The organism is Ectothiorhodospira shaposhnikovii (assembly GCF_016584105.1).
Taxonomy (GTDB): Bacteria; Pseudomonadota; Gammaproteobacteria; order Ectothiorhodospirales; family Ectothiorhodospiraceae; genus Ectothiorhodospira; species Ectothiorhodospira shaposhnikovii.
On the sequence record NZ_NRSM01000007.1, the window covers coordinates 51,789 to 78,254 of the forward strand.

The following is a 26,466-nucleotide window of genomic DNA, read 5'->3' on the forward strand; positions in this document are numbered from 1 at the left end:
ACCTCGACTACACCCCGGCTTCCCCATGTTGCCGATCCAGTTCGTCGATGCGCCGCCCGGTCTCGCCCGGCGAGGTGGTGTTGCGGGCCAGGGTCTGATAGGCCACCGGTACCACGAACAGGGTGAACAGGGTGGCGAACAGCACGCCGGCAAACACCACGGTGCCGATCACGAACCGGCTCTCCGCACCCGGACCACTGGCCAGGATCAGCGGCAGGGTGCCCATCACCGTGGTGAAGGCCGTCATCAGCACCGGCCGTAGCCGGATCTGCGCCGCCTCCACCAGGGCTTCCCGGAACTCACGTCCGGTATCCCGCAACTGGTTGGTGAACTCCACGATCAGAATGCCGTTCTTGGCCGCCAGACCGATGAGCATGACGATCCCGATCTGGCTGTAGATGTTGAGGGTCTGGCCGGTCAGCAGCAGTCCCACCAGCGCCCCCACCACCGCCAGCGGCACGGTGGTGAGGATCACCGCCGGCTGGACGAAGCTCTCGAACTGGGCCGCCAGCACCAGAAACACCACCACCAGGGCCAGCACGAAGATGAACAGGATGGCGCCACCCGCCTCCTTGAACTCCAGGGACTCACCCTTGTAGTCGATGCGTGCCTCCGCCGGCAGTTCCTCCGCGGCGATACGCTCCAGGTACTCCAGGGCCTCCCCCAGGGTGTAACCCGGGGCCATACCCGCGGTGATGGTGATGGCGCGCATGCGGTTGTAGCGGCTCAAGGTGGCCGCGTCCGCCTGTTCCACGAAACTCACCACGTTGGACAGGGGGATCAGCGCCCCCGTGGTAGTGGAGCGCACATAGATGTTGCGGATGTCGTCGGGGGTCTGGCGCTGACCGGGGATCCCTTCCAGGATCACGTCATACTCCTCGCCACGATCGATGTAGGTGGTCACCCGCCGCGAGCCCAGCACCGTTTCCAGAGTCCGGCCGATGCTCTCGAAGGACACCCCCAGATCCGCCGCCCGGTCCTTGTCGATGGTCACCATCAGCTGGGGCCGTGTTTCCTTGAAATCGGAATCCAGGTTTCTCAGGTTGGGGTTTTCCGAGGCCCGCTCGATGATCAGATCCCGCCATTGCACCAGTTCGTCGTAACTGGGACCACCGATGACGAACTGGACCGGCTGACCCACCCGACGCCCGCCCAACCCCTGACGCATGACGGTGATGGCGCGCACGTCCGGGATCTGGGCCAGTTCGGCGGACAGGGCGCTCATGATTTCCCAGGCAGAGCGCTCACGGTCATTCCAGTGAGACAGCACCACGATGCCGAAACCATTGTTCACCGCCTCCGCGCCGCCGAAGCCCCGCGGGGTGCGGGCCAGCACCCGGATGGCCTCGCCGGATTCGATCAGGGGCATGAGCCGGGCCTCCACCTGGCGCATCTGGGACTGCATGTGCTCGTAACCCGCCCCTTCCGGGCCGTCCACCAGGACGAAGAAGGCCCCCCGGTCTTCCGGCGGGGCGTATTCGTTGGGGATGCGCTCGACCAGACTGATGATGGCCACCAGCATGGCCACCATGACCACCCCGGTCACCACCGGCACCTTGAGGGAACCCCGCAGGGCCTTGCCGTAGAGGGCCGACAGACGATCAAAGGTCACCGCCATGACATGATTCAGGCCGGTCCTGCCGGTATCCTTGCGGATCAGGCGGGCACACATCACCGGCGACAGGGTCAGGGCCACGATGCTGGAAAAGGCCACCGCCGCCGCCATGGCCAGGGCGAACTCGGTGAACAAGCGCCCGATATTGCCCTCCAGGAAGGCCAGGGGCACAAACACGGAGATGAGCACCAGCGTGGTGGCCACCACCGCAAAGCCCACCTGCCGTGCCCCCCGGTAGGCCGCCAGCAGGGGCGGCTCGCCGGCCTCGATGCGCCGATGGATATTCTCCAGCACCACGATGGCATCATCCACCACCAGGCCGATGGCCAGCACCAGCGCCAGCAGGGTGAGCAGGTTGACGGAAAAGCCCAGGGCGTAGAGGGCGATGAAGGCCGCCGTGAGGGAGACCGGCACGGTCACCGCCGGCACCAGCATGGCCCGCACGCTGCCCAGGAACAGGTAGATCACCAGGATCACCACCATCATGGCGATGAACAGGGTGGTGAACACCTCCTTGATGGCACCGTCGATGAACACCGAGGTGTCATAGCTCATGGCGATGCGGGTGCCTTCGGGCAAGGTGGGGTTGATCAGGTCCACTTCCGCCCGCACCGCCTGGGACACCGCCAGGGTGTTGGCGGTGGATTGCTGGATGATCCCCAGGCCCACCATGTCCTCGCCGTTACCCCGCAGTTCGGTACGATCGTTCTCCGGCCCCACCGCCACCCGGGCCACCTCCCCCAGGCGCACCAGGTGGCCGTCATCCCCGCGCCGGATCACCAGACGAGCAAAATCGTCGGCGCTCTGATAGCCTCGGGCCAGTCGCACGTTGAACTCCCGCTGCAGGGAGTCCACCCGTCCGGCGGGGAGTTCCACGTTTTCCCGCCGCAGGGCGGACTCCACGTCCTCCACCGTCAGGCCGCGGGCGGCCAGGGCCTCCCGGTCCAGCCAGATGCGCATGGCATAGCGCTTGGCACCACCGATCCGGATCAGGGCCACCCCGTCCACTGTGGACAGGCGGTCCACCAGGTAGCGCTCGGCATAATCAGTAAGCTGCAGGCCGTCCATGTGTTCGCTGGCCAGATTGAGCCACATGATGGGATCGGCGTTGGTATCCGCCTTGAACACTTGGGGCGGGTCCGCCTCGTCCGGCAACTGACGCAACACCCGGGCCACCGCCTCGCGCACGTCGTTGGCGGCGGCGTCGATGTCCCGGTTGATCTGGAATTCGATGGTGAGGCGGGACTGGCCGTCGATGCTCTCCGAGGAGATCCACTTGATCCCCTCGATGCCGCTGACACGGTCCTCGATGAGCTGGGTGATCTTGGTCTCAATGATGGCGGCGTTGGCGCCCCGGTAATCGGTCTGCACCGTCACCACCGGCGGGTTGATGTCCGGATACTCCCTCAGGGGCAGACGATCAAAGGACAACACCCCGAAGGTGACCAGCAACAGGCTGATCACCACGGCCAGGACCGGCCGGCGGTTGGCAACATCGGAAAGGATCATGAGCGGCCACCGTCGCGCTGATATTCACGCACCACCTCCACGGCACTGCCGGGGCGGATGCGGACCGTGCCTTCCTGGACCACCCGGGTCCCGGCTTCCAGGCCTTTCAGGATCTCCACATAGCCGGGTACCCGGCGACCGGCCTCCACATCCTGTCGACGCACCCGGTCCTCGTCGGTGACCACGAAGACGTAGTGCTGATCCCTCACCTGCATCAGGGCCGACTCGGGAATGGACAGGGATTCCATCTGGTCCTTGACCAGGGTGACGGTCAGGAGCATGCCGGGGCGCAGGGCGCCGTCGGGGTTGGGGATGGCGGCGCGCACCATGGCGGCACGGGTGCCGGGGTCGACCCGGGTGTCCACGCTGGTGACCTCACCCTGGAAGGTGCGATCCCGGTAGGCGGCGCTGCGAGCCTCGATGCGCTGTCCCGAGGCCACCCCGGGCAGGAAGGTTTCCGGCACGCTGAAGTCCAGCTTGATGACGCTGATGTCATCCAGGGTGGTGATGACGGTACCCGGCGCCACCAGGGCACCGAGGCTGACGCGACGAAAACCCACCATACCGTCGAAGGGGGCACGGATCACCCGGTCGGCCACCCGGACCTGGGCCGCCTCCAGCCGGGCCTGGGCCTCGCTCAGGCGGGATTGCTGCTCGTCCAGGCGCTGCCGGGGCAGGTTGCGGTCGGCCACCAGGCCACGGATGCGCTCCAGTTCCCGACGCTGTTCCTCCACGCTGACCTGCCGTTCGCGGGCCTCGGCCATCTCCTCGGCGGCCGCCAGGCGCACCAGTACCTGGCCCCGGGTTACCCGCTGACCGTCGCTGAATTCGATGCTCTCCACCGGCGAAGTGATGCGTGCGGTGATCTCCACCGACTCATTGGCGCGGGCGGTACCGAGGGATTCCAGACTGGTTTCGAAGTAGCGCTGGGCAACGGGGGCGACCACCACCGGTACCGAGCCCTGGGAGCCTCCGGCCTGGGGCGGCGCGGCAGTATGATCCGCCAGCATCACATAGGCCGCTCCCGCCAGGATGGCCAGGCTCAGGATGCCCGGGGCGATCAATTTCTTTCCAGTCACGTTCAGTCCTCGACAGAATCGAACCCTTCGCCCCCCAGGGGAGAAGGGAGTCAAGAAACGCCCTTCTCCCTATGGGGAAAGGGGGTCAATATGATCACGGCCGTGGGGCGCCATGAAATCCAGCGCCGGGCCGCGGGGGATGATACCACCGGGATTGAGATGCTCATGACTGCCGTAGTAATGGGTCTTGATGTGATCCATGTTCACGGTCCCCGCCACCCCCCGAACCTGATACAACTCGCGGGTGTACGCCCACAGGTTCGGATAATCCACCAGGCGCTGCCGGTTGCACTTGAAATGGCCGTAGTACACCGCGTCAAAGCGCACCAGGGTGGTGAACAGGCGCCAGTCCGCCTCGGTCATCCGGTCGCCCACCAGGTAACGTTGCCGTGACAGGCGCTCCTCCAGCCAGTCCAGAGTCTCGAACAGACGGTCGAAAGCCCGCTCATAGGCGGCCTGCTCGGTGGCGAACCCGGCCCGGTACACACCATTGTTCAACGTCTCATAGATCCTTTGGTTGACAGCATCGATCTGCCCCCGCAGGGACTCCGGATAGAAATCCGCATGCTGATCGGTGCATGCCTCGAAGGCGCTGTTGAACATGCGGATGATTTCGGATGACTCGTTGTTGACGATGGTCCGGCGATGACGGTCCCAGAGGGTGGGTACGGTGACGATGCCGGTGTACTCCGGGTCCGCCAGGGTGTAGGCCTGATGCAGGTACTCAAAACCGTTGACATGGTCCTCCGTCGCCCCCGGCCAGGAATGAAAGCTCCAGCCCTGCTCCAGCATGAACGGGTTCACCACCGAGATGCTGATAACGTCCTCCAGACCCTTCAGGACGCGGAAGATCAGGGTGCGGTGGGCCCAGGGACAGGCCAGGGAAACGTAGAGATGATAGCGACCGGGCTCCGCGGGAAAGCCGCCCTCGCCACTGGGGCCAGGCTCGCCATCCGGGGTGATCCAGTGACGGAACCGGGATTCCTTGCGAATGAATTCACCATCCTCGGTTTCTTCGGAAAGCCAGTCGCTGCGCAACTGGCCCTTGATCAGAAGGCTCATGACGTCTCCGGAAAAGGGCTGATGCAAAAGTGTGTCACCATGTGTGACCGGAGTGCCCGGGGTTCGTTCAGGCACCGTCAGTCGATGTCAGCCGGGGAATGATGACTTCCCGGTCCACGCGGGCTATATACTGCACAGGACAATCCATGCGGAGCGCATCGAATCTTGTTTCGGTCAACGACCCTCCCCGACAACGGGGTACTCATACTCATAGCCGGTTTGACTCTGATCATGCTGCTGGCGACTTATTCGATGCCCATGCGCGCTTTCGAGCACGGCTTTTATCGGATGGCCACCCAGCTACTGCCCCGCCCGGACGATTTGAAGGATGTCGCGCTGATCGAGATTCGTGACCAGGATATACAGGAATACGCCCCTTTCTCCAGGGCCACCCTGGCCCAGGCCGTGGACAGGCTCCATGACATGGGGGCCGCGGGCATCGGTCTGCACCTGGACCTGGATTATCCCGAAACCCCTTTTCATGCCCCCCTGCCTGACCAGGATACCGACGGACTTCTGGCCCAATCCCTTTCCAGGCACGGCCATGCCCTCGTCGCAGCCCCCCTCCATCGGGGCACGGGCCAGGCCTCGCCCCCCTATGGGCGCATGCAGGCCGGTCGCGTGACCTGGTACCACTGGCCGATATTCCGGCCGTTGCTGCGCCCCGCAGTGCTGCCGGGTGCCGACAGCCACCTCCGGATACCGATACCCCCCCTGTCGGAAGCCGCCACCCTTGCCGTGGTACCCACCGCGGACCGCCCCCGCCCCCCGGATCTGGCCCTGCTGCCGGTGCGTGGTGGCCATGTCCCGGGCATGGCCCTCGGGTTGGCCGCCACACTGGATGGGCACACCCCGCACTCATTGCTGGTGGAGCCGGGAAGGGGTGTCTACATCGGCGATAAATTTGTGGGGCTGGGACCGGACCTGTCCCTGCGGGTGATTCCTCCCCGACGGGACCCCCGCGGCAAGGCGCTGGACACCTGGACAATGACCGACCTGCTGGAGATGAGAATCCCCGCAACCAGCATCCAGGGGCGTGCCGTGGTCATCGGCATGAATCACCCCCGCCAAACCCCCTTCATCAGCCATGAAGGCCTGACACTTCCCCCTGCTGCATGGACGGCGTGGACCACGGGCGCCTTGCATGAGGGCCGCTACATTCGCGTGGGCGGGGGATTCCTGCTTCTGGAGCGCTTGCTGCTGGTGCTTGCGGGCATCTACCTGCTCTGGCTTTCCGTTGCCGCGCCGGCGAGGCGGGATCAGATCGTGCTCGGCACCATCCTGGGTCTGCTGGTGATCAATGTATTGACCCTGGCCGTGGCCCGCTGGTGGCTACCCCTGATTCTCCCGGCCCTGCTCATCGGTCTGGCACCCGGACTTTTGCTGGCCCATGCCCGGCTGACTCGCTATCTGGCCAGGAATCTTCATGAGGCATCCGAAGCACAGCTCCAGCTGGGCACGCAACTGCGAAAACAGGGACACCTGGATCAGTCATTCGCGGCACTGCGGCGTTGCCGGATGGAACTGGAACCACTGAATGGAGAACTGTACCAACTGGGTCGCGACTTTGAGCGACGACGCCAGTATGGCCGGGCGGTGGAAGTCTTCCAGCATCTGAATGAACGCTGCGCGGGGTTCCAGGATACCTTCCAGCGGCTGGAACGCCTGAAACCCTTCATCGGCACCCGACAGCCACGCCTGGGGGACATGAAACGCATAGGCGGGGGTAAGGAACTCCTGTTGTCCGAGGATGGGGATGACAAGACCATGATCGGCCGTTACCAGATCGAAAAACAGCTGGGCAAGGGGGCCATGGGCATTGTCTACCTCGGGGTAGACCCTCACATCAATCGCAAGGTCGCCATCAAGACCCTCGCCCTGAACCGGGAGTTTGAACCGGAAATCCGGGAAGAGGCCAAACGACGTTTTTTCCGAGAAGCCGAAGCCTCCGGCCGTCTCGCCCACCGCAACATTGTCACGGTCTATGATGTGGGCGAAGAACACGATCTCGCCTTCATTGCCATGGACTTCCTGGAGGGGGACCCTCTGGAGGCCTTTACCCGCCCGGACACCCTGCTGCCCATCCCCGAGGTGCTGGAGGTGTGTGCCCAGGTGGCGGAAGGCCTGTCCTACGCCCACGAACAGGCGGTCATTCACCGCGACATCAAACCCGCCAACATCATTTACGACCGCGACGGCAAGACAGTCAAGATCACGGACTTTGGTATCGCCAACATCACGGATCGCACGAAGACGCGCAGTGGTGCATTGCTGGGCACACCGGCCTTCATGTCACCCGAACTGGCCACGGGCGCATCGGTGGATGCCCGCTCAGACCTGTTTTCGCTGGGAGTCTGCCTTTACCAGCTGTTGACGGGAGAGCTTCCCTTCAAGGCCAATACCCTGGCTGAACTGATAGCGCAGATTGTCCAGTCACAGCCAACGGACGTCCTGGAACTGCGCCCCGAGCTCGGGCCGGTGATTCAGGTCATGGTGAAAAAGGCGCTGAATAAAAATCCGGACTTGCGTTACCAGAACGGTGGGCAAATGGCCAGGGCCCTGAGGGACTGTATCGAAAGCATCAGGAGAGTTCCCAGGCAGGGGCAGTTCAATCCCCATCAGGCTGTGGACAATTACCTGGGCGGAGACTGAGTACCGCACGGTGAGTGCTCCCTATGGCACACCCCTGAATTCCGCCCGGACCCGGCCATTGTCCTGAATGCGGTCCCCAGGATGGGCAATGACGCTCTCTCCGGGAGCCAGCCCCTCCAGGACCTGGGCCCACAGACCACTGCGACGTCCGATTTCCACCCGCCGCAGGTGGGCCCGCCCCTCCTCCACCGTGAAGACAGCCCAGGCATCCCGATGCCTGAACAGGGCACCCGAGGGAATCTGGATCACATCGTCCCCCTCCCAGAGCACAAACCTGGCCTCCACCCGGTAACCATCCCCCAGGTGCCGCCACTGTTCGCGAGGCGAAACCAGAGTGATCCAGACATAGACCCGCTGCTCCTCCACGCCCAGTGCCGAAACCTTTTCAAATCCCGCCGGCTCAACCCTTCGTACCGTGCCTTCCAGGGCATCACTCCCCCCCCATCGATCCAGAATGACCCGCATGCCGGGGCGCAGACGCACGGCCTCCATGGAGAGCAGATCCACCTTGACCTCCAGATCATCCAGATTGCCGAGCTCCAGCACCGGCTCCCCCGTTTGCACCGGCCCCTCGTCCCGTCGGTGGCGCTGGGTCACCACACCGCTGATGGGTGAACGCACGGTCACCAGCGGCATGTCATCCCCGGCACGCTGTCCATCCGCGATCTCCAGGGTCAGGCGCGCCGAGGCCAGCTCGAAGCCGGCCACTTCCACCCCGTGCCTTGCGGCACGCTCCGCCGCCAGGCCGGCATCCCGCTCCGCCAGGCGCCGGTCCCTTTCTTCGGCGGCAATCTGGGATTGCATGAACAGACGATCACTGCGTTCATACGCCTGCTGCGCCAGACGGGTTTCGGCACGACGCGCTTCCAGTTCCGCCCTCGCCGCCGCCAGGCGGGCAGCGGCCACCTCCACAGCCTCCCGGGCCTGCTCCCGGCTGCGAACATCCAGGCCCGGGGCCGGCGCGGGTTCCAGCCGAAACAGAGGATCACCGGCGTCAACGGGATCACCCGGTTCCAGAATCACCCGGCGCAAATGGCCGCTGATGGGGGCCGTCACCGTGTAGGGATTGCGCAGACGGGTACGACCTTCGTCCTCCACGTATTCGACGAAGGGACCCTGAATCACCCTGGCGGCACTGACCGGAATCGGTGCCGGCCGCAAGGCCAGACCCAGCAGAACCAGAATGAACAGGGCGGTCAGGAGAATCAGGATCTTCTTGAACAAAGGCATGACAGTTCACTCATCGGTCTTCAATGCGCTGACCATATCCAGCCCGGCCAGCCTGCGTGCGATCATCAGCACCGACAGCACCGCCGCCAGCAGTACACCGGCGGCAGAAAAGGCATAGGTAGCCGGGGTCATGATGAACGGTATCCTGAACATGTCCATGCTCAGGGCCTGATTCAACAGCCACGCGAACCCCGTACCCACCAGCCAACCCATCGGGATGGCCAGCAGGGTCAACAGGGCCATTTCCCCGATCAGCACCCAACTGACCTCGCCGCGACTCAGGCCCAGCACCCGCAGGGTGGCCAGTTCCCGCGCACGCTCCGCGAAGGCAATGCGGGCACTGTTGTAGACCACGGCAAACGTGATGGAACCCGCCATCAGCAACAGAATACCCATCATGACCAGCACCGTATCCTCCATATACGCCCGAAACTGACGCTCAGAGTCGTCGATCATCCCGATCCCCGCCACCCTGGGGATGTCCCACAGACGGGCAAACAACGACTCCCGCTCATGCCCGTCCACCATGAGCCAGGCCCCGGAGATGGCCGGGCCCTCCCCCATCAGACGGTTCAAGGCCCGACGCTCCATGTAGGCGCTGACCCCGATGGGTTCTTCCACCGTCCCCGCCAGAATAACCTGAAGGCTTCGGCGATGACCTTCCAGCACTTCCACGGTAATCCCGTCACCGGGACGTACCCCCAGATAATCCGCCAGATAATCGGTCAGGAGCAGTCCTTCCGGCGGCAGGCGCAGGGGCTGAAAATCCCGGTCCAGCAACCCGCGCAACCGGGGTTCGGCGTCCATGCCCTGGATGCTGGTGCGATACTCCCGGCGCTCATGCACCAGACGCACGGGCACATTGCGATACCCTTCCGCATAGCGCACTCCCGGAAGGGTCCTGAGTTCGGCCAGGGCCCGCTCCGGAGTGGGATCCGTGAAACTCAGGTGCAGATCCATTTTCATCACCAGCCGGTACTGGATGTCGAGCAGATGGTCCACGGCGTTGAACTGATAACTCCCCAGCAACAGCAGTCCACCGGAGAGGGCGATGCCCAGCATGGACATGAAGGCCTTGAAACGGTGACGGGACAGATTGCGCACGATGATGCGGGTGGGCTGGGACAGATGGCGACCCAGGGCCGAGCCCTCCAGCCAGGAAGGCCTGAACCGTACCGGTGACGGTGGACGCATGGCCTGTGCGGGCGGCAGTCTGACCGCCTGATTCACCGCTCGCCAGGTCCCCACCAAGGCCGCCGCCGCCGCCACCACCAGGGCCAGCAGGATCACCCGGAGCTGGAGTCGGAAACTCATTTCGGGAAACCGGTAATATTCCGCATACACTCCGGCCAGGGCCTCGGCGGACCAAGCACCCAATACGATGCCCAGCATGCAGCCCACCCCTACGATCAAACCGGTCAGCAGGCCGAAATGGGCGGCAATCTCGCCATTCCCGTAACCAAAGGCCTTGAGAATGGCCACCTGCTGGCGCTGGGTCCGGACAATGCGTCCCATCAGTATGTTCAGCAGGAAGGCGGCCACCCCCAGAAAAATGCTGGGCAGCATCACCGCCATCACACGCAGCTGATCCAGCTCTTCCGACAGGAAGCGATGGGAAACCTGATCCTCCCGACCCACGGCGCCGATGCCGCCATGGGGGGCCAGAAGCCGGTCAAGGGACTCAATCACCGCCGCCTCCACCGCACCGGCCTGCAGGGAGATCAGCACACTGTTGAAGGCACCCTCCAGGTCCATCGCCTGGGCCAACCCCCGGCGGTTCATCCACAGGACCGCATAACGCTGGTAGTCCGGCAACAGATCGGCCGGGCCCACCTGATAGATGAACTCCGGGGACAGGGCAACACCGCGGATGGTGAGGCGTTCCAGGCGGCCATTGATGATGGCGGTGAGCATGTCCCCGGGATGAAGGTCATGGGCCTGGGCAAACGGTTCGCTGATGACCACCTGATCCGCCCGACCCGGCTCGGGCAGGCCGCCCTGCCGCAGATGCAGGCGGTTGAGTGCCGGCTGGCGGCCCTCGGGCACGGAAAGGATCATGCCCCGTACCGGTTCATTGAAACCCGGCACTTCCAGGCGTACCGGTGCCCTGATCCGGGTCTGCACCCGGTTGACGCCGGGGATCTCTTCCAGGCGAGGGGCAAGCCCTTCCGGTGCCCGTTTCAGTTCCACAAAGACATCGGCGAAATGGTAATGGTCGTAAAACCGGTCCTTGGACAGGGTCAGCGCATCCAGGGTGGTGACGGCGAGGATCAGCACCATGACGCCGGCGGCAATCACCACCGCGATGGCGGCCACCTGGCCCTTGAGCCGGGACAGATCCCGCAGCAGTTTGCGGTTCAGGGGACCCATCACCAATGGAGCTGTCCCGGAGACTTACGCGCCGGGTTTTCCACAACGGAATGCACACGACCATCGGCCAGTCTCACCACCCGGTCGGCCATCTCCCCGATGACCGCATTGTGGGTGATCACGGCCGTGGTGGTGCCCAGTTCCTGGTTGATCTGCTGAATGACCTGCAACACCCGGATACCGGTACGGGAGTCCAGGGCGCCCGTGGGCTCATCGCAAAGCAGCACATCGGGGCGTTTGGCAATGGCCCTGGCAATGGCCACCCGCTGCTGCTCACCACCGGACAACTGGGCGGGAAAATGATCCATGCGGTCTTCCAGCCCCACCAGCGACAGCGCACTGTCGGGCGTCATGGGGTCACGGGCAATCTCGGTGACGATCGCCACATTCTCTCGCGCGGTGAGACTGGGGATGAGGTTGTAGAACTGAAAGACAAAACCCACGTGATGACGGCGGTAGGCGGTCAGAGCCTTGTCACCGGCATGGGCCAGATCCTGATCACGGTAACGCACCACACCGCCATCGGCATGATCCAGCCCCCCCAGGATATTGAGCAATGTGGACTTGCCGGAACCCGAGGCCCCCAGCATCACCACCAGTTCGCCGGCGTAAAGGGTCAGATCCACACCACGCAGGGCCTGAATACGGACCTCGCCCATCAGGTAGGTCTTGGTAACCCCGCTGGCCTGGAAGACCACATCTCGATGTCCGCTCATACCGTGAATACCGGCTTGTGGATCAAAAAATCCCCAGGACCCGAACCCCGCTCAAGCCAGGGATGCATGGAGCGCCCCTCCATCTCATCCCCGGTGCATTCCCGCGAAAGCGGGAATCCAGTCGCGGATTGAACATTCTGCACGCCATTCGCGGGAATGGCGGCAGGAAACTGCTCCAGCGATGCCCTAACGGAAATAGCGCCGCAGGTATTCAGGGAAGGAGATGTCATCCTCTGCCTCCATCCGTCGCTGGCGCGCCAGGGAAGCCAGGGCCTCGGCCTCCAGCATGGCCTCCCGGGACGGATCCGGGGCCACATCACGGAAAAAGGCGGCGTGGGCCAGGGACATCCGGCGGGCGAATTCGTGGAAGCCATGCTCTGCCTCGCACATGAGGGCCAGCATGCGGGCCGAGGGCGTCAGTCCGGCATCCGCCACCTTGGCCTGCTGCTCGGCCAGCGAGGCCGAATAGGGCCGTGACGGCTGTCCGTCATCCAGCACCCTGCACAGGAGCGCCATACGGTCCAGCACTTCAGTCGCCCAGGCTCGCAACGGGACCTGCTCGCCGCCACGCAGTAGCCGCAGGGCAGGATCCCTGCCACGGTGAGCCGTAGCGCTCTGGTTATGATCAATGGCGTAGCGTTCCACATCACTGATGGGCGGGCTGTCCAGCAACAGGGCAAAGATCATGAACGCCTCCAGAAAACGCAGCTGCGACTCATTGACCCCCAGCGGATCAAAGGCATTCACATCCACCGAACGTAACTCCACATATGCCACCCCCCGGCGCTGCAACGCCACGGTGGGCCGCTCGTCACCCTCGGTCAGGGGCTTGGGGCGCACGGTACTGTAGTACTCGTTCTCAATCTGGAGGATATTGGCATTGAGCTGACGATATTCTCCGTCCACCTCCACGCCAATACGGGCGTATTCCGCCGACGGCGTGGTGATGGCGTGGGAAAGACCACGGACATACCCCTCCAGGCTGTCATAGTTTGCCTTGATGCCGCTTTCTTCCTCCTTGCGGTTCTGATAGCCGATGTCTCCCATGCGCAGACTGGTGGCCCAGGGCTCAAAAAAGGTGCTCTCATCGAATTCCGCCAGCGTGGTGGGCCTGCCGGCAAGAAAAGATCGGCACACCGCCGGCGAGGCCCCGAAAAGGTAGGGGATCAGCCATCCCAGGCGCTGGAGATTGCGGATCATGCCGAAGTAGCCCTGGTCACGGAACCGGCGGATGTCCTCCCCCCCTGCCCCCAGCACCTGCTGATAGATGGGCCAGAAACACTCACCCATGGAAAAGTTGAAATGCACCCCGGCGATGACCTGCATCAGCCGTCCATAGCGATGGCCCAGCCCCAGACGATAGATGGTCTTCATGCGACCCGCGTTGGAGTGACCATAACGGGCCACGGGTATCCCCGCCTCTCCCGCCAGCACACAGGGCATGCTGGTGGCCCAGAGAAACTCCTCGCCGATCCGGGGGTAGGTGAAGACATGCAAATCCCGCAGAAAATCAAGGGCCTCGCCCGGTGTTTCACAGGGTGGGGTAATGAATTCCAGCAGGGCCTCGGAATAGTCGGTGGTGATCCAGGGGTGGGTGAGCGCTGCCCCAAGGTCCGTGGGATGGGGCGTCTGGGCGATGCTGCCGTCCTTATCGACGCGCAGACTTTCCTTTTCCAGGCCGATTCGGGTGCCTCGCAGACACTGGGCGCCGCCCAGTTCAAGGATCTGCCGCAGGCGTGTTTCACAGGTGGTGTACAACGTCAGTTCTCCATCGGAGCCGTGCTCTACGTCCTGATCATACTAAGCACGGGACTGGAAAGGCCATCTTGCCCGCCCCATAATCCCCCTGAACATCAGTCACCCTACGCCCCATGATCCCCCTCCTGAAGGCCTGGCAAAGACGCCGCGCACTTGCCCACGCTCCCATTCCCGACACCCTCTGGTCCTCGGCCCTGGCGACCCAGCCCATGCTGACCGGACTGAGCGGCACCGAACGGGCGGAGCTTCGGCGTCTGGCCACCCTTTTCCTGCATGAAAAACGTCTTTATGGCGCCCATGGGCTGGACCTTACCCCCGCCATGGCAATGCACATCACCTTGCAGGCGTGCCTGCCGATCCTGAAGCTGGGGATCGACTGGTATGACGAATGGACAAGTGTCGTCGTCTATCCCGATGACTTCATGCCACGACGGGAATTCATGGACGATGAGGGCATCCTGCACCTGGATGACAGCCCACGCAGCGGCGAAGCATGGGAGCGAGGCCCGGTGCTGTTGTCCTGGGCCGCCATCGCCGCGGGCGAGCCACTGGCCATTCATGAATTCGTCCATACCCTGGATCTGCGCAACGGCGTTGCCAACGGCATGCCGCCCCTGCACCGGGAAATGTCCATCCAGGACTGGACCCAGGCCCTGAGCACGGCCTACGATGCACTCGTTATCCGGCTGGATCGGGAGGAGCCAGTGACAATGGACCCCTATGCCGCTACTGATCCGGGTGAGTTCTTTGCCGTAATGAGCGAATATTTCTTTACCGAACCCTGGACCCTGGCTCAGGCCTACCCCGATGTCTATGGGCAATTCCGTCAATTCTACCGCCAGGATCCCTTGGCCCGGTTGCCCAAGGGTCCTGGTCGTCGCACGTTTGAGGAGTAAGACATGACCCAGAGCCTTCGCGAGCAACTGCTCCAGGCCGGACTGGTCACCGAAGAGCAGGTCAGGAAGGTCGAGCAGGCCAGAGCGCCCGAGGCCCGTCAAGGCAAGCGAAGCGGGCCGCAAAACGGCAAACCCGCCAAGGCGGGTGAAAAGGTCAAGGCCAGGCCCAGGCGTAAGGCGCGCAAAAACCCGGAACGAGGTTCCGCCAGGAGCCACAATCAGTTACCGTCTTCAGTGGTTACAAAAGCGCCACTCTCGCCAGCCGCCGATGCACGGGCACTCAAGCAGCAGCTCCGGGAACTGGTGACCGCCCACCGCGTGAACAAGGAGGAAGCCGACGTGCCCTATCACTTTCAGGTGGGCACCACCATCAAGCATCTCTATGTCACATCGGAACAGCAGGAAGCCCTGGCGGATGGCCGTCTTTGTATCGCCTTTCTGGATGGACGACGCAACCTGCTGCCCAGCGAGCAGGGGCGTGAGATCCTACGCATCGACCCCAGCCGCACGGTCATCTTCCCCGGAGATTGATGAACCCGGCCCATGACCTGCCTGGTCCGACAGGGCCAGGCCCTGATCGTGAGAACGATCAACGATCATTGATGAACCAACACAGGCTCAAGACATGCGACGCAACAGAACCGACCTACTCCCCCTCCCGGCACTGATGCTGATCGCCCTGCTGGGATGGGGTCAAGCAGCTCTCGCCGCCCCCTCCGGAAGCAGCGCCACCTTCCCGGGCTACATCCCCCTGCAGCCGGCCCTCGTGGTCAACCTGGACAATCCCAGACGCGCCCAGTATCTGCAACTCAATGCCCAGCTCTATGTGGAAACGGCACGGGATGCCCAGCTGGTGGAGCATCACATGCCGATCATCCGTCACCATCTGATCATGTTTTTTGGTGGTCGTGATCCGGATCTTGTACAAACCTCCGCAGCCCGTGAGCAGCTCCGCGGCGAAGCCCTGGACACCCTGCGCCAGATCATGACGGAATACATCGGCGCACCGACCATCAACGGGCTGTATTTCACAAGTTTCATCGTGCAGTAATCGATTGGCGCCGGTGCGGCTGCCGGATGCCACCGACAACAGGGAGACATAGCCAATGAAACGCCAGAACCATGAAGACAAGGGCCTCCCGGGCCTGTTGCTCAAACCTGCCGCCCTGAGCCTCACCCTGATATCCATGCCGTTATGGGCCGGTGAGTCATTCCAGCCCTCCCATTTCAACCCAGCGCTTCTGCTCGCCCAGGCAGGTCTGCCCGATGCATCGGGCACGGAACACGAACTGTCTCCGAGCATCCCGGAAATGGAAGCTCCGCGGAATGAACTTCGAGATCAGGACCCGCCCGGCATGGATACCACGGCACCTGACCGGCCTGCCCAGCCAGAGGCCGGTTCGCTGCCGCCGGAGCAAACACCACCCGCCTTCCCCGAACCCACGCCCGCGGAGCCGGTGCACACGCCCGAAGCACATCCGGAGCCCGGCCTCCCCGAACCCACCCCGCCGGAAGCCCCGGCACCGACCATGGATCATGTCCCAGAACCGGCAACAACGCCCAGCATGGAACCCCGGCCAACACCGGCTGTGCCGGATGCCAGATCGTCCGTGCCGGGACCAAGGGGACATGTGGCCCGCGCCCAGTTCACATCGGAAGTGCGGGGACGCGAGCCCATTGATCAACTCAGCCGCCTGGATCATCAGACCCGGCAGATCCAGTTCTTCACCGAAATCATGGATCATGAAGGTGGAGAGATCATCCACCGCTGGTGGTACGGGTCACAGTCCATGGGGGATATCCGCTTTCAGGTCGGAGGTCCCCGCTGGCGGGTATGGTCCACCAAGACACTGAAGCCCGAATGGGCGGGCGTCTGGCGCGTGGAGGTGGTGACCCAGGATGGCGAGGTGCTTGAAGAACGCCGGTTTGAGCTGACGCCCTGACTCAGGCCTGCCAGGACAGTGATCTCGTGGTCCTGTCCATGAGACTGCGTGGGCGGGTTACGTGCCCCGGAACGGACCCGCCCCGCAACTTCACACCATCAATTCATCCCATCGGACTCCGCCATTTCCAGCGCCTCGCAGGCCTCCAGCCATGCGGATTCCACCTCGGCCAGGCGTCGGGATTTTTCCGCCTGGCTGGCCAGCAATGACTGCAGACGTTCCCTGGCGGTCGCATCGTAGATCCCCGGGTCCGCCAAGGCCTCATCCAGAGACTGCTTTTCCCGTTCCAGGACTTCGTGCTCCCGTTCCAGGCGCCTCACCTGATCCCGCAGGGGCTTGAGCCGTTGCCGGAGTGCCGCCTCGTCCCGCTTGCGCGCCTTGCGGGACGCCGCGCTCTGTTCGCCACCGATTTCCCGGTCATCACCGCCTCCCCGAGTCCGTTCCCGAGCTGCCAGCCAGTCCCGATAATCGTCCAGATCTCCCTCAAAACCCTTGGCATCGCCATCGGCCACCAACAGAAACTCGTCACAGACACTGCGCAACATGTGACGGTCATGGGATACCAGCACCACCGCCCCCTCGAAATCCTGCAGGGCCTGCTCCAGGGCATGGCGCATATCCATGTCCAGGTGGTTGGTGGGCTCATCCAGCAACAGCAGGTTGGGCCGCTGCCAGACCAGCAGGGCCAGCACCAGCCGGGCCTTCTCTCCTCCCGAGAAAGGCCCCACCGGCGCCAGGGCCTGATCCCCCACGAAACCGAAACCACCGAGAAAATTCCGCAGCTCCTGCTCCCGTATCCGGTTGTCCAGTCGCTGCAAATGCAGCAGGGGACTGGCCTCCGGGTCCAGTTGTTCCAGTTGGTGCTGGGCAAAATAACCCACCGCCAGATCGGGCGCCGGCTCCCGGTTGCCATTCAGGGGAGCCAGGTCACCGGCCATGATCCGGATAAGGGTGGACTTGCCCGCACCATTGGGGCCGAGCAGCCCCAGTCGTGCCCCGGGGTGCAAGGAGAATTTCACCCCATGTATCACCGCCGTCCCGCCGTACCCGCCGGATACCCGATCCAGCTTCAGCAGGGGATCGGGCAACCGCGACGGTTCGCGAAAGGCAAAACGAAACGGTGAGTCCGCATGGACCGAAGCCACCCGGGTCATGCGCTCCAGGGCCTTGAGACGGCTCTGGGCCTGGCGGGCCTTGCTGGCCTTGGCCCGGAACCGGGCCACGAATTTCTCCATGTGCTCGATTTCACGCTGCTGGCGCTCATGCAGAGCCTGCTGACGGGCCAGGGCCTCGGCACGGGCCAGTTCGAAGGCGGAATAATCGCCGGTATAGAGCCGGATACCGCCCTGTTCGATATGGGCCACATGGGTCACCACCCGATCCAGGAAATCGCGGTCATGGGAGATCAGCAGCAACGTGCCCGGATAGGATAACAGCCACTGTTCCAGCCACAGCACCGCCTCCAGGTCCAGATGGTTGGTGGGCTCATCCAGCAACAGCAGATCAGACCGGCACATGAGGGCACGCCCCAGGTTCAGGCGCATGCGCCAGCCGCCGGAGAAGGAAGCCATGGGGCGCCGTTCATCCCCCGGCTGAAAACCCAGGCCATGGAGCAGCCTGCCGGCCCGGCTTTCCGCAGTCCAGGCATCGATGGCGTCCAGACGGGCATGCAGTTCACCCACCCGGGTACCTTCTCCAGCGGCCTCCGCCCCGGCCAGAGCCTCCTGCAAGCGACGCAATTCGCCATCGCCGTCCATCACATAATCCAGGGCGCTGCGTTCGCTGCCCTCCACCTCCTGGGCCACATGGGCAATGACCCAGTCCGCGGGCAGGTTGCATTCCCCCTGGTCGGGGGCCAGTTCTCCCTGCAGCAGGGCAAACAGGCTGGACTTGCCGGTGCCGTTGGCGCCGGTCACGCCCACCCGCCAACCCGGGTGAATGGTGAGATCCGCGTCCTGGATCAAGACCCGGGTGCCGCGTCTTACGGAAAGGTGTTCAAGTCTGAGCATGGCCCGGAGTGTATCAGTCTGCCCGGGAAGACCGCAGTCCCAACTTTCCGGCACCTGCGGCACGAAATGGCCGACAACAGCGTCATAATCCCGCCACTGGGACCGGGCGAGCTCACAACCCACTGTTTTAAAAAGACTCTAAAAAATGGCATGAAAATCGCTTAATACAATGCACAGAGGAACTGATCCGAGACAGGACCCATGATTCGTCAAATCATTCAGGCCCCGCACGACCCTGGCCTCAAGACTGACAGCGCCATCGGCGGTGGCCGGCAGTTCCCGGCCGAGCGCAATGTGCCCTCACAATTGATCAGCACACCGCAATTGCTGCACCGACTGCAGACGACCCTGGACCTGGAGGAACTGCTTGGCATTTTCTCAAGCTCCATCGCCTGGCGCATTCCCCATGACGGTCTGAACTTTGACCGGGAAAACAGCGGCATTCACCTGAGCCGTGGGCGCCTGTCACGCCACAGCTGCCGTTACAACCTGATGGTGGAGCAGCAGGAACTGGGGGAACTCAAACTGCTGCGGGGTCGCAAGTTTCGCGAATCGGAACTGGCGGCCCTGGAAGAAGCCCTGACCGTCCTGGTCTATCCGCTGCGTAACGCGCTGCTTTACCACGAGGCGCTACAGGCAGCGCAGACAGACCCGTTGACGGGTCTGCTGAACCGAAACGCCATGAACAGGGCCGTGGAGCGCGAACTGGCCGTGGCAAGGCGGACGGGGGGCTCCCTGGCAATGCTGATGCTGGATGTGGATCACTTCAAGCGGATCAATGATCACCACGGCCATCATTACGGAGATCAGGTGCTGGCTGCAGTGGCCCAGCGACTGCGGGCGGTCACCCGGAAAAGTGACATGGTATTCCGTTTCGGGGGCGAAGAATTCGTCATCCTGATGGCGGGCACCGATCCCCAGGCGGCCGTCCTGGGCGCCAACAGGGTCCTTGAGGCCATTCGGCTCTGCCAGCTCCCCCTGAAGTGCGGCAATCAGGTGAGCGTGACGGCAAGCATCGGCCTCTCCGTTTCCCGGGAGGGGGACAGCCCCGACAGCCTGTTCCAGCGGGCTGACCAGGCCATGTATCAGGCCAAGCGGGCGGGACGTAACCGGGTGGAGTGGACGGACTGAACCCTACGCCTTCCCCTTGACACGTTCAAGACAGGGCACGTGAGTCTCCATAATGGCTTGTCGAATCACCTCGATGGCCCGGGGGCGAGGAAAGCTGCTGCGCCATGCCAGCGCCACCTGACGCTCAGGCACGGGATCGTGAAAACGCCGGATCGCAAGCAGGTGCTGGGCATACCGATCGGCTCCGGCGGCAGAACACGGCAGAATTGTAACCCCCATGCCGGTCACCACCATGTGGCGGATGGTCTCCAGGGAGCTGCCCTCCACCGAGTGCTGGATACGATTGCCTGAAGAAACCGTGGAATGACAGGCGGGACACGCCTTGAGCACCTGCTCCCTGAAACAATGCCCCGCCCCGAGCAGCAGAAGGTTTTCATCCGCAAGCTCATCGATATTCAGCTTCTGACGACGGGCCAGTGGATGATCCGCAGGCAAAACCGCCACGAAGGGTTCCGAGTACAGCGGCAACGTCACGACGCCGGGCTGTTCGAACGGCAAGGCCACGATAATGGCGTCCAGTTCTCCCTGCTTGAGCCCTTCGGCCAGTCTCGCTGTATAACTCTCCTCGATGATCAATGGAAGCCGCGGCGCACGACGGTGTATTTCGGGCACAAGATGGGGTAGCAGATAGGGCCCTATGGTGTGAATCGCCCCCAGACGAAGGGGGCTGGCCAACTGGTCCCTGCCCTGACGGGCCAGGTCCACCAGGGTGTCCACCTCTTCCAGAATGCGCTGAGCCTGCCGCACGACCTCCTCCCCGACCGGAGTTATGCTCACCTCGGTTTTGCTGCGTTCAAACAGCATCACGCCAAGCTCTTCCTCCAGCTTCTTCACCGCCACGCTCAACGTGGGCTGGCTCACGTGGCAAGCCTCCGCGGCGCGCCCGAAGTGGCGTTCCCGGGCCACGGCCACGATGTAACGTAATTCTGTCAGGGTCATGAGATCATCCTGTCACTGATCCGGGGAATCCGCCCGCGCAGGTTGCGAGTGTACCCCAAGGCTTGCACAAAGCACCCCACCGGGGCTCAAACCCCGTGATATCATCACTCATCGCACATAACCACTGCATGCAAACGAGACCTCCATGGCATCCCTCCTTGCCAGGCTGAGGCACCATTTCGCCGCCCTGCGACCGAATCACCTGCCTGTCGCCTACAAGCTCGGCCTGAGCATCTCGCTGCTCATCGTCGGGTGTGTGGCCCTGCTGGGACTGGTGATCATCAACCAGCAAAGCCGGCTGCTGCTGGAGCACATGGACAGCTTCGGCCAGGCCATGGTGGAACAACTGGCAGACACCTCCAAGGAACTGGTCCTGGCCGATGACAGCCTGGCGCTGAACGCGCTGATCATCAATCTGACTGGCAGCTCCAGGGTCATGGGCGCCGCCGTCTATCATCGTGATGGTCATTCCCTGGCCCATTCGGGCATATTACCGGAACATCTGGAGCAACAGACGGCACCGGAACCATCGTCCCAGATCGCCACTTACACCGGTAACATACACTTCCAGGACCTGCATCTGGGCACCGCCGTCGTGACTCTCACCTTGGCTCAACAACACATCGCCCTGCGTCAGGCGATGACCGCCATTGCCCTCTCAACGCTATTCGTCAGCCTGTTCGCCGGCATCTCAGCCTTCTTCATGGGCAAGCACCTTACAAGGCCCATAGACCATCTCATGAAGGCAACGAAGGCAATCGGCGCCGGTGATTATGGCTACCGGCTGAAAAGCCGAAGGCGTGATGAAATCGGCCAGCTCATGGCGGCGTTCAATCAGATGGCCCACGGTCTGCAGGAAAAGTCCCAGGTGGAAGGCGCCTTGAGCCGGTATGTATCGGCGGGGGTGGCAAAACAGATCATGAACAACCTGGGGCAACTGCAACTGGGAGGACACCAGGTCGAGGCTTCCGTCCTGTTTGCCGATATCGTCGGCTTCACATCGTTGTCCGAACAACTGGAGCCGAACCAGGTGGCCCAGTTGCTGAACGAGTATTTCAGCTACATGAGCCGCCTTGCCCACTGTTACCGGGGCAACATCGACAAATTCCTGGGGGACGGGGTCATGGTGGTCTTTGGCGTTATCGAGGAAGATCCGGACCACCGCTTTCATGCCATCGCCTGCGGTGTGCTGCTGCAAAGACTGGTGGAGCGCCTGAATCGCATGCGAGAAGCGTCGGGGCAACTACCGGTACGCTTCCGCGTGGGCGTCAACAGCGGCCTCATGCTTGCCGGCAACATGGGGGCGGATGACCGCATGCAATATACGGTGGTGGGGGATGCGGTGAATCTGGCCGCTCGCCTGATGGCATCAGGCGAGCCAGGCCAGGTGATCATCCCCGAGGCCCTGCTCGATGTTGACCCTGACCTGGCAAACTGCCTCCACCTGCATCCCTATGGATGTCTTTCCCTGCGGGGCAAGGAGACTCCGGTTCGGACCTGCATGGTGCAGGATCTTGGGGAACAGTATCGCCCCCTCATGGAACGGCACATCCAGTCACTGATCGGTGAAGGGAATCCCTCCTCATGACATGGTTTCGCACCCTACTGACGGTAATACTGATAGCACAGGGACTCATGGGCTGCGCCACGGTGACGGTTCACCCCTTCAGTACAGAAGCCCGTCTGCAGGAAGCACTGAAACGGGGTGACATCGAGCTGGCAAGGACAATCATGTCCACCCTGCCCCAAACGGAGGATGATGCCGAGCTTGCTGCCATCAGGGAGTGGCTGGACAGGGCCAGCCATCACCTGGAACAGGCCATGCTGATGCAGGCAGCGGGACATCTGCGCAGGGAACAGTGGGACCTGGCCCAGGCCAGTTATCAGCGGGGACTCGCCGTGCTGCCCGAGAGTGAAGCCCTCAAGGCGGCGCGGGACCGGGCCCTCACGGAACAACGGGAACACCTGCAACACCTGCGAGTGCGACTGCTGCTGTCCCAGGGGCGCGCACTGACAAGCCTCAAGCCCCTTTATGCCCAGATCCTGCGCGCAGACCCAGGGGACACTCAGGTCAGAGAAGCCGTCGTGATGGCCGAACAAAGCGCCATCCAGGTCGCCGCGGAATTGCTGCAACTGGGATTATCCGCCATGGAGGAAGCGGACCTCGCGCTTGCCATGGAAGCCCTGAGCCTGTCCCATGCGCTGTCTCCCAATGAAGCGGCCGCGGTCGCCATGGAAACGGCCCAAGCCGCCCAGTCCCGAAAGCAGGCTCAGGAAAGACGCGCCCAACAGGCTCAGCTACAGGCCCAATGGGCCCAGCGAACCCGGGAACTCTTCAACCAGTTTCAGGAGGCTCTGGAATCCAAGGATCTGCAAACGGCACGCCGTCACCTGCTGGCACTGGAGCAGGCCCTGCCCGGAGATACAACGGTGCGACGCCTGCGCCGTGAGTTGTCAAAGGCGGTTGATGCGGAGGTTACCCTTGGGCTGGAAACCGGCAGAAACCTGTACCTGGATGGACGTATCCTCGAAGCGCTTGAAACCTGGAGAAACCTGCAGGAACTGCGCCCCGATCACCCGGAATTGCAGGCTCATATCCATCGGGCGGAAAGAGTCGTGGAATCCTTGCGACGGCTGGAACCCGGCGGGCTTTCACCGGGACCCTGATCAGCTCTGGAGAGGATCAGGGGCGCAGCCGTTGCCAGCTTGGCGTTCATGGCCCGGTTTTCAGGTCCCCAGCAGCCTCTCCGCAATGCGAAAACCGGCGGCATAGGTGCCGATGGCCGACCCCATGGTGGTGAACAGAAACACCAGAAGCACCCTTGACACCCTGTTCCTCCACCACCCCCGCAGATGCGCCGTGTCCCGGCGCAACCGGGAAAAGTCGCCCACCGTGGGCTTGCGCAGGAAGGTTTCCATCGCCGCGGCCACAAAGCCAACGCCGATGGTGGGATTGAGGGAAGTGAGAGGCGCGGCCAGGGCGGCCGTGATGACGGTCAATGGATGGGCGCCGGCAATCAGGCCACCGATACCCGCCAGGGAACCATTGATCAGCACCCAGTCCATCACCAGCTGCCAGCCCAACTCCGGATTGCGGCTAAAGCCCAGGATGAAACCGAAGATCACCAGGGCCACCACCACCCATGGCAGAATCCCCGGCAAGCGGGATGGCGGGGGTTCCTGATCCAGGCGCTGTATCACCGCTGACGGAGACTCGGTCACCGGCTTCCCGTTGAGCACCTGCTGGATTCCCTGGAGGTGCCCCGCCCCCACCACGGCAAGGATATGCCGATAGGAGCCTTCCTCCGCCTCCTGCCTCAGCCGTGCCGCCATGTAAAGGTCCCGCTCTTCAATCAGGGGGGTATAGAGCGCCCTTGATTCCTCGGCAAACTGATTGAAGGTGGACTCAAGCACATCCCCTTCCTTGAGTCGTTCGATCTCCTGTTCAGATATTTTTTCCTTGCTCACCACGCTGGCCATCAGACCCGCAAACAGGTTCATGCGTCGCCACCAGGGGACATTGCGATAACACCGCTTGAGCGTGGTACCCACTTCCCTGTCGATCAGCAGCACCGGCAAGTGGGCCTGCCGTGCCTCTTCGATGGCGGCCCTCATCTCGGCGCCAGGCTCGATCCCGAACTGTTCCGCCAATCGCTGCTGATAGGCGCCCAGGGCCAGGCTCGCGGTGACCATGGGTACCTTGCCTTCACGCAACACCTGGAACAGATTCATCCGCGACAGGGCGTCCGGGTTCAGGATGGCGTGATGGCGACTGGGGCACAGCTCCACCGCCACGGCATCGAAATCCCCGCTCTGCAGCAGGCGGCTCACCACTTCGGCGGAAACCCGTGAAACATGGGCGGTACCAAGCACCGTGACAAGGGTGCCATCAATGGTGACGGTGAACCGGGGCTCATCCGCCGAGGCAGCGACTTGAAGATCCATGAGGACGTATCCAGGGAATGATGCGAAAGCGACCATGCAGGGCCGGGGTCGCCACCATAGCAGGGCGACGGGAGTTAGACCATCCTGATGTCAGGGCGTTGCCTCAAGACATTCGCCCAGGGAACCGGAGGCGCAAACGCGGCCGTCCACCCAGATGGCACGGCCCAGGAGTGCCCCGGTGAGGTCGGTGCCCGTCAGATCGGCTCCACGCAGGTCGGCGTAACTCAGGTCCGCCTCCACCAGCCTTGCACGCGACAGACGGGCCTCTACCAGGATGGCTCCGGTCAGACGAGCCTGGGTCAGATCGGCCTCCACGAAGCGGGTTTGACGCAGGTCGGCGTAGCCAAGATCCGCCCCCGTGAGGCGGGCCTGCTCCAGGCGGGCCGCGAGAAGGTCCGCGTTGCTGAGAATGGCACCTGTCAGATCCGCGCCTCTCAGGTCAAGCCCAACCATCCGGCAGTAGCTCCAGTTCACCCCCGGTGCCGGGGGTGCCATGCAATCAGGCATGGCGCTGGGCGGAGGGTGATCCATGGCGCTGAGCACCAGTCCCGCCAGCACCAGGGCAAGAAGGAATCCCCCACCGAGAATCCATGGCAGCAAGCCTCCGGGAAGTCCGCCACGGGGCTCACGCTCCAGCAGTTCCGCCCGCTGATGACGATAGTTCAGGATCTCTACCGACTCGGGACGGCGGCGATCGGGCAGTGAACGCTCATCCACCATGCTCGGGTCCCCATCACCGGATTGCGGGTCGCGCCGCGGGCGAATACGTTCATCTTCCCTGAGCCGGGCCTGCAGCAGGCGCAAACTGCCTTCTGGCGTATGGGAATCCAGAAGCTCATGGGGGATCAGATGAGGGTGGTCGGCGATGGCGCCCCAATGCTCGCCATCGGCACTGATCTGGTCTGCAATATCCAGACGCCCCAAGAGCAGATACCGGGAAATCAGACGACCGGGATGGGGGCCGCTGACCTGACCGTCACGGCGCGTGAACCACAAATGATGACCACTATCCTTGGAAGCATCCATGGTGGTGATATTGACCCCGCAGACCTTGATAAGGCAAGCCGCAAGGAGAGACTTTCATCGAATTTTCAGTTCCTGAAGATCACACCGATACCGATATTGAAGCGGGGCGCTCCCGAGGCGGGATATGGTGGATCCCGGGGCCACAAATGAAGGTCATCCACCTCGACCCTGGGGTAGACATAGGGAGAATCCCCGACCTTTCCTGATACGGCATCCTTCAGCCGCCCTGTCACGGTGAGGCGACGTCCGGGTTCATAGTCGACGGTCTCCAGATAGCCGGGCACCTGGGCCAGGAAACGACCCTGGGCAGGGCGGCTGGTGTCCGGCCCCTGACTGCGCCCAAGCGGGTAACCGAGCACCTCGAACTCGGTGACATCCTCCCGATTATGTGCATGGACAATCACCCCGCCCCATAACACACGAGTGCCGGCCAGGACCTGGTCTTCATGGGTAGCCATGGCCGGAGTCAGGCCGGCATCCACCTGGCCTGGATCAAAACGGGGACCCGCGGCGCAGCCGGCCAGGACGAAGGCGGAGAGCGCGAGCATCAGATGAACGCATATCCTGGAGGGACGCCCCGCAGTGG

At 63.1% G+C, this 26,466-nt stretch carries 20 protein-coding genes; 8 read left to right on the plus strand and 12 right to left on the minus strand.

The window, feature by feature from the left end:
* Window positions 1-7 precede the first annotated feature (7 nt).
* From CKO35_RS05610 to CKO35_RS05620, 3 genes are all read right to left on the minus strand, one after another.
* On the minus strand, window positions 8-3,124 hold the full coding sequence (locus CKO35_RS05610) for an efflux RND transporter permease subunit (protein WP_200173476.1): 3,117 nt from the start codon (window positions 3,122-3,124) through the stop codon (window positions 8-10).
* Complete coding sequence (locus tag CKO35_RS05615; RefSeq protein ID WP_338031753.1) at window positions 3,121-4,203, minus strand: efflux RND transporter periplasmic adaptor subunit; 1,083 nt, start codon at window positions 4,201-4,203, stop codon at window positions 3,121-3,123. The genes CKO35_RS05610 and CKO35_RS05615 overlap by 4 nt, the downstream gene beginning before the upstream one ends.
* 69 nt (window positions 4,204-4,272) lie before the next feature.
* Window positions 4,273-5,265, minus strand: coding sequence for a glutathione S-transferase family protein (locus tag CKO35_RS05620; RefSeq protein ID WP_200173478.1), 993 nt, complete (start codon window positions 5,263-5,265; stop codon window positions 4,273-4,275).
* Window positions 5,266-5,496: 231 nt separating this feature from the next.
* On the opposite strand from CKO35_RS05620, the gene CKO35_RS05625 reads away from it, so the two are divergent.
* Window positions 5,497-7,917 carry a serine/threonine-protein kinase gene (locus tag CKO35_RS05625; protein ID WP_200173480.1) on the plus strand — a complete coding sequence of 807 codons (2,421 nt, stop codon included), beginning with the start codon at window positions 5,497-5,499 and terminating at the stop codon, window positions 7,915-7,917.
* A 21-nt stretch (window positions 7,918-7,938) separates the two neighbouring features.
* Here CKO35_RS05625 and CKO35_RS05630 read toward each other — a convergent pair whose 3' ends face one another.
* The 4 genes from CKO35_RS05630 to gshA all read right to left on the minus strand — a co-directional run bounded on the left by CKO35_RS05630 (window position 7,939) and on the right by gshA (window position 13,991).
* Complete coding sequence (locus CKO35_RS05630) at window positions 7,939-9,147, minus strand: efflux RND transporter periplasmic adaptor subunit (RefSeq protein WP_200173482.1); 1,209 nt, start codon at window positions 9,145-9,147, stop codon at window positions 7,939-7,941.
* A 6-nt stretch (window positions 9,148-9,153) separates the two neighbouring features.
* Window positions 9,154-11,517 carry an ABC transporter permease gene (locus CKO35_RS05635; RefSeq protein ID WP_200173610.1) on the minus strand — a complete coding sequence of 788 codons (2,364 nt, stop codon included), beginning with the start codon at window positions 11,515-11,517 and terminating at the stop codon, window positions 9,154-9,156.
* Window positions 11,517-12,233 carry an ABC transporter ATP-binding protein gene (locus CKO35_RS05640; protein WP_200173484.1) on the minus strand — a complete coding sequence of 239 codons (717 nt, stop codon included), beginning with the start codon at window positions 12,231-12,233 and terminating at the stop codon, window positions 11,517-11,519. The genes CKO35_RS05635 and CKO35_RS05640 overlap by 1 nt, the downstream gene beginning before the upstream one ends.
* Window positions 12,234-12,419: 186 nt before the next feature.
* The gene (gshA, locus tag CKO35_RS05645) at window positions 12,420-13,991 is read right to left on the minus strand and encodes a glutamate--cysteine ligase (protein WP_200173486.1); all 1,572 of its coding nucleotides are present in this window, start codon (window positions 13,989-13,991) and stop codon (window positions 12,420-12,422) included.
* Window positions 13,992-14,104: 113 nt separating this feature from the next.
* Here gshA and CKO35_RS05650 point away from each other — a divergent pair, with 113 nt between their 5' ends.
* The 4 genes from CKO35_RS05650 (at window position 14,105) to CKO35_RS18185 (ending at window position 16,830) form a co-directional block, all read left to right on the plus strand.
* A complete protein-coding gene (locus tag CKO35_RS05650; RefSeq protein WP_200173488.1) occupies window positions 14,105-14,887 on the plus strand; it encodes a M90 family metallopeptidase in 783 nt (260 codons plus the stop codon).
* Between the two features lie 3 nt (window positions 14,888-14,890).
* Entirely contained in the window at window positions 14,891-15,418 is a 528-nt protein-coding gene (locus tag CKO35_RS05655) for a DUF2058 family protein (protein WP_200173490.1), read from the plus strand.
* 94 nt (window positions 15,419-15,512) lie between these two features.
* Window positions 15,513-15,938, plus strand: coding sequence for a flagellar basal body-associated FliL family protein (locus CKO35_RS05660; protein ID WP_200173492.1), 426 nt, complete (start codon window positions 15,513-15,515; stop codon window positions 15,936-15,938).
* A 55-nt stretch (window positions 15,939-15,993) separates the two neighbouring features.
* Entirely contained in the window at window positions 15,994-16,830 is an 837-nt protein-coding gene (locus tag CKO35_RS18185; RefSeq protein ID WP_200173494.1) for a DUF2914 domain-containing protein, read from the plus strand.
* A gap of 98 nt (window positions 16,831-16,928) precedes the next feature.
* On the opposite strand, the gene CKO35_RS05670 is transcribed toward CKO35_RS18185, so the two are convergent.
* Entirely contained in the window at window positions 16,929-18,839 is a 1,911-nt protein-coding gene (locus CKO35_RS05670) for an ATP-binding cassette domain-containing protein (RefSeq protein WP_200173496.1), read from the minus strand.
* A gap of 201 nt (window positions 18,840-19,040) precedes the next feature.
* Between CKO35_RS05670 and CKO35_RS05675 the strand changes: the two genes are divergently transcribed.
* On the plus strand, window positions 19,041-19,970 hold the full coding sequence (locus tag CKO35_RS05675; protein WP_200173498.1) for a GGDEF domain-containing protein: 930 nt from the start codon (window positions 19,041-19,043) through the stop codon (window positions 19,968-19,970).
* A gap of 3 nt (window positions 19,971-19,973) precedes the next feature.
* Here the strand turns inward: CKO35_RS05675 and CKO35_RS05680 are convergent, their stop codons facing one another.
* Window positions 19,974-20,909, minus strand: a complete 936-nt coding sequence (locus tag CKO35_RS05680; protein WP_200173499.1) for a hydrogen peroxide-inducible genes activator — start codon at window positions 20,907-20,909, stop codon at window positions 19,974-19,976.
* A gap of 145 nt (window positions 20,910-21,054) precedes the next feature.
* Between CKO35_RS05680 and CKO35_RS05685 the strand changes: the two genes are divergently transcribed.
* Both CKO35_RS05685 and CKO35_RS05690 read left to right on the plus strand, forming a co-directional pair.
* Window positions 21,055-22,497, plus strand: coding sequence for an adenylate/guanylate cyclase domain-containing protein (locus CKO35_RS05685; RefSeq protein WP_200173501.1), 1,443 nt, complete (start codon window positions 21,055-21,057; stop codon window positions 22,495-22,497).
* Entirely contained in the window at window positions 22,494-23,576 is a 1,083-nt protein-coding gene (locus tag CKO35_RS05690) for a hypothetical protein (RefSeq protein WP_200173503.1), read from the plus strand. Before CKO35_RS05685 ends, CKO35_RS05690 begins: the two co-directional genes overlap by 4 nt.
* Before the next feature lie 60 nt (window positions 23,577-23,636).
* On the opposite strand, the gene CKO35_RS05695 is transcribed toward CKO35_RS05690, so the two are convergent.
* From CKO35_RS05695 to CKO35_RS05705, 3 genes are all read right to left on the minus strand, one after another.
* Window positions 23,637-24,854 carry a TraB/GumN family protein gene (locus CKO35_RS05695; protein WP_200173505.1) on the minus strand — a complete coding sequence of 406 codons (1,218 nt, stop codon included), beginning with the start codon at window positions 24,852-24,854 and terminating at the stop codon, window positions 23,637-23,639.
* Between the two features lie 90 nt (window positions 24,855-24,944).
* Complete coding sequence (locus tag CKO35_RS05700; RefSeq protein ID WP_200173507.1) at window positions 24,945-25,880, minus strand: pentapeptide repeat-containing protein; 936 nt, start codon at window positions 25,878-25,880, stop codon at window positions 24,945-24,947.
* 65 nt (window positions 25,881-25,945) lie between these two features.
* Window positions 25,946-26,428 carry a Slp family lipoprotein gene (locus tag CKO35_RS05705; protein ID WP_242467042.1) on the minus strand — a complete coding sequence of 161 codons (483 nt, stop codon included), beginning with the start codon at window positions 26,426-26,428 and terminating at the stop codon, window positions 25,946-25,948.
* Window positions 26,429-26,466: the final 38 nt, after the last annotated feature.

Excerpts from the sequence above, each read along its gene's own strand:
- CKO35_RS05610 (WP_200173476.1), bottom strand. The coding sequence starts at position 3,124 with ATGATCCTTTCCGATGTTGCCAACCGCCGGCCGGTCCTGGCCGTGGTG.
- CKO35_RS05620 (WP_200173478.1), bottom strand. The coding sequence starts at position 5,265 with ATGAGCCTTCTGATCAAGGGCCAGTTGCGCAGCGACTGGCTTTCCGAA.
- CKO35_RS05625 (WP_200173480.1), top strand. The coding sequence starts at position 5,497 with ATGCTGCTGGCGACTTATTCGATGCCCATGCGCGCTTTCGAGCACGGC.
- CKO35_RS05630 (WP_200173482.1), bottom strand. The coding sequence starts at position 9,147 with ATGCCTTTGTTCAAGAAGATCCTGATTCTCCTGACCGCCCTGTTCATT.
- CKO35_RS05635 (WP_200173610.1), bottom strand. The coding sequence starts at position 11,517 with ATGGGTCCCCTGAACCGCAAACTGCTGCGGGATCTGTCCCGGCTCAAG.
- CKO35_RS05640 (WP_200173484.1), bottom strand. The coding sequence starts at position 12,233 with ATGAGCGGACATCGAGATGTGGTCTTCCAGGCCAGCGGGGTTACCAAG.
- CKO35_RS05650 (WP_200173488.1), top strand. The coding sequence starts at position 14,105 with ATGATCCCCCTCCTGAAGGCCTGGCAAAGACGCCGCGCACTTGCCCAC.
- CKO35_RS05655 (WP_200173490.1), top strand. The coding sequence starts at position 14,891 with ATGACCCAGAGCCTTCGCGAGCAACTGCTCCAGGCCGGACTGGTCACC.
- CKO35_RS05660 (WP_200173492.1), top strand. The coding sequence starts at position 15,513 with ATGCGACGCAACAGAACCGACCTACTCCCCCTCCCGGCACTGATGCTG.
- CKO35_RS18185 (WP_200173494.1), top strand. The coding sequence starts at position 15,994 with ATGAAACGCCAGAACCATGAAGACAAGGGCCTCCCGGGCCTGTTGCTC.
- CKO35_RS05670 (WP_200173496.1), bottom strand. The coding sequence starts at position 18,839 with ATGCTCAGACTTGAACACCTTTCCGTAAGACGCGGCACCCGGGTCTTG.
- CKO35_RS05675 (WP_200173498.1), top strand. The coding sequence starts at position 19,041 with ATGATTCGTCAAATCATTCAGGCCCCGCACGACCCTGGCCTCAAGACT.
- CKO35_RS05680 (WP_200173499.1), bottom strand. The coding sequence starts at position 20,909 with ATGACCCTGACAGAATTACGTTACATCGTGGCCGTGGCCCGGGAACGC.
- CKO35_RS05685 (WP_200173501.1), top strand. The coding sequence starts at position 21,055 with ATGGCATCCCTCCTTGCCAGGCTGAGGCACCATTTCGCCGCCCTGCGA.
- CKO35_RS05690 (WP_200173503.1), top strand. The coding sequence starts at position 22,494 with ATGACATGGTTTCGCACCCTACTGACGGTAATACTGATAGCACAGGGA.
- CKO35_RS05695 (WP_200173505.1), bottom strand. The coding sequence starts at position 24,854 with ATGGATCTTCAAGTCGCTGCCTCGGCGGATGAGCCCCGGTTCACCGTC.
- CKO35_RS05700 (WP_200173507.1), bottom strand. The coding sequence starts at position 25,880 with ATGGATGCTTCCAAGGATAGTGGTCATCATTTGTGGTTCACGCGCCGT.
- CKO35_RS05705 (WP_242467042.1), bottom strand. The coding sequence starts at position 26,428 with ATGCTCGCGCTCTCCGCCTTCGTCCTGGCCGGCTGCGCCGCGGGTCCC.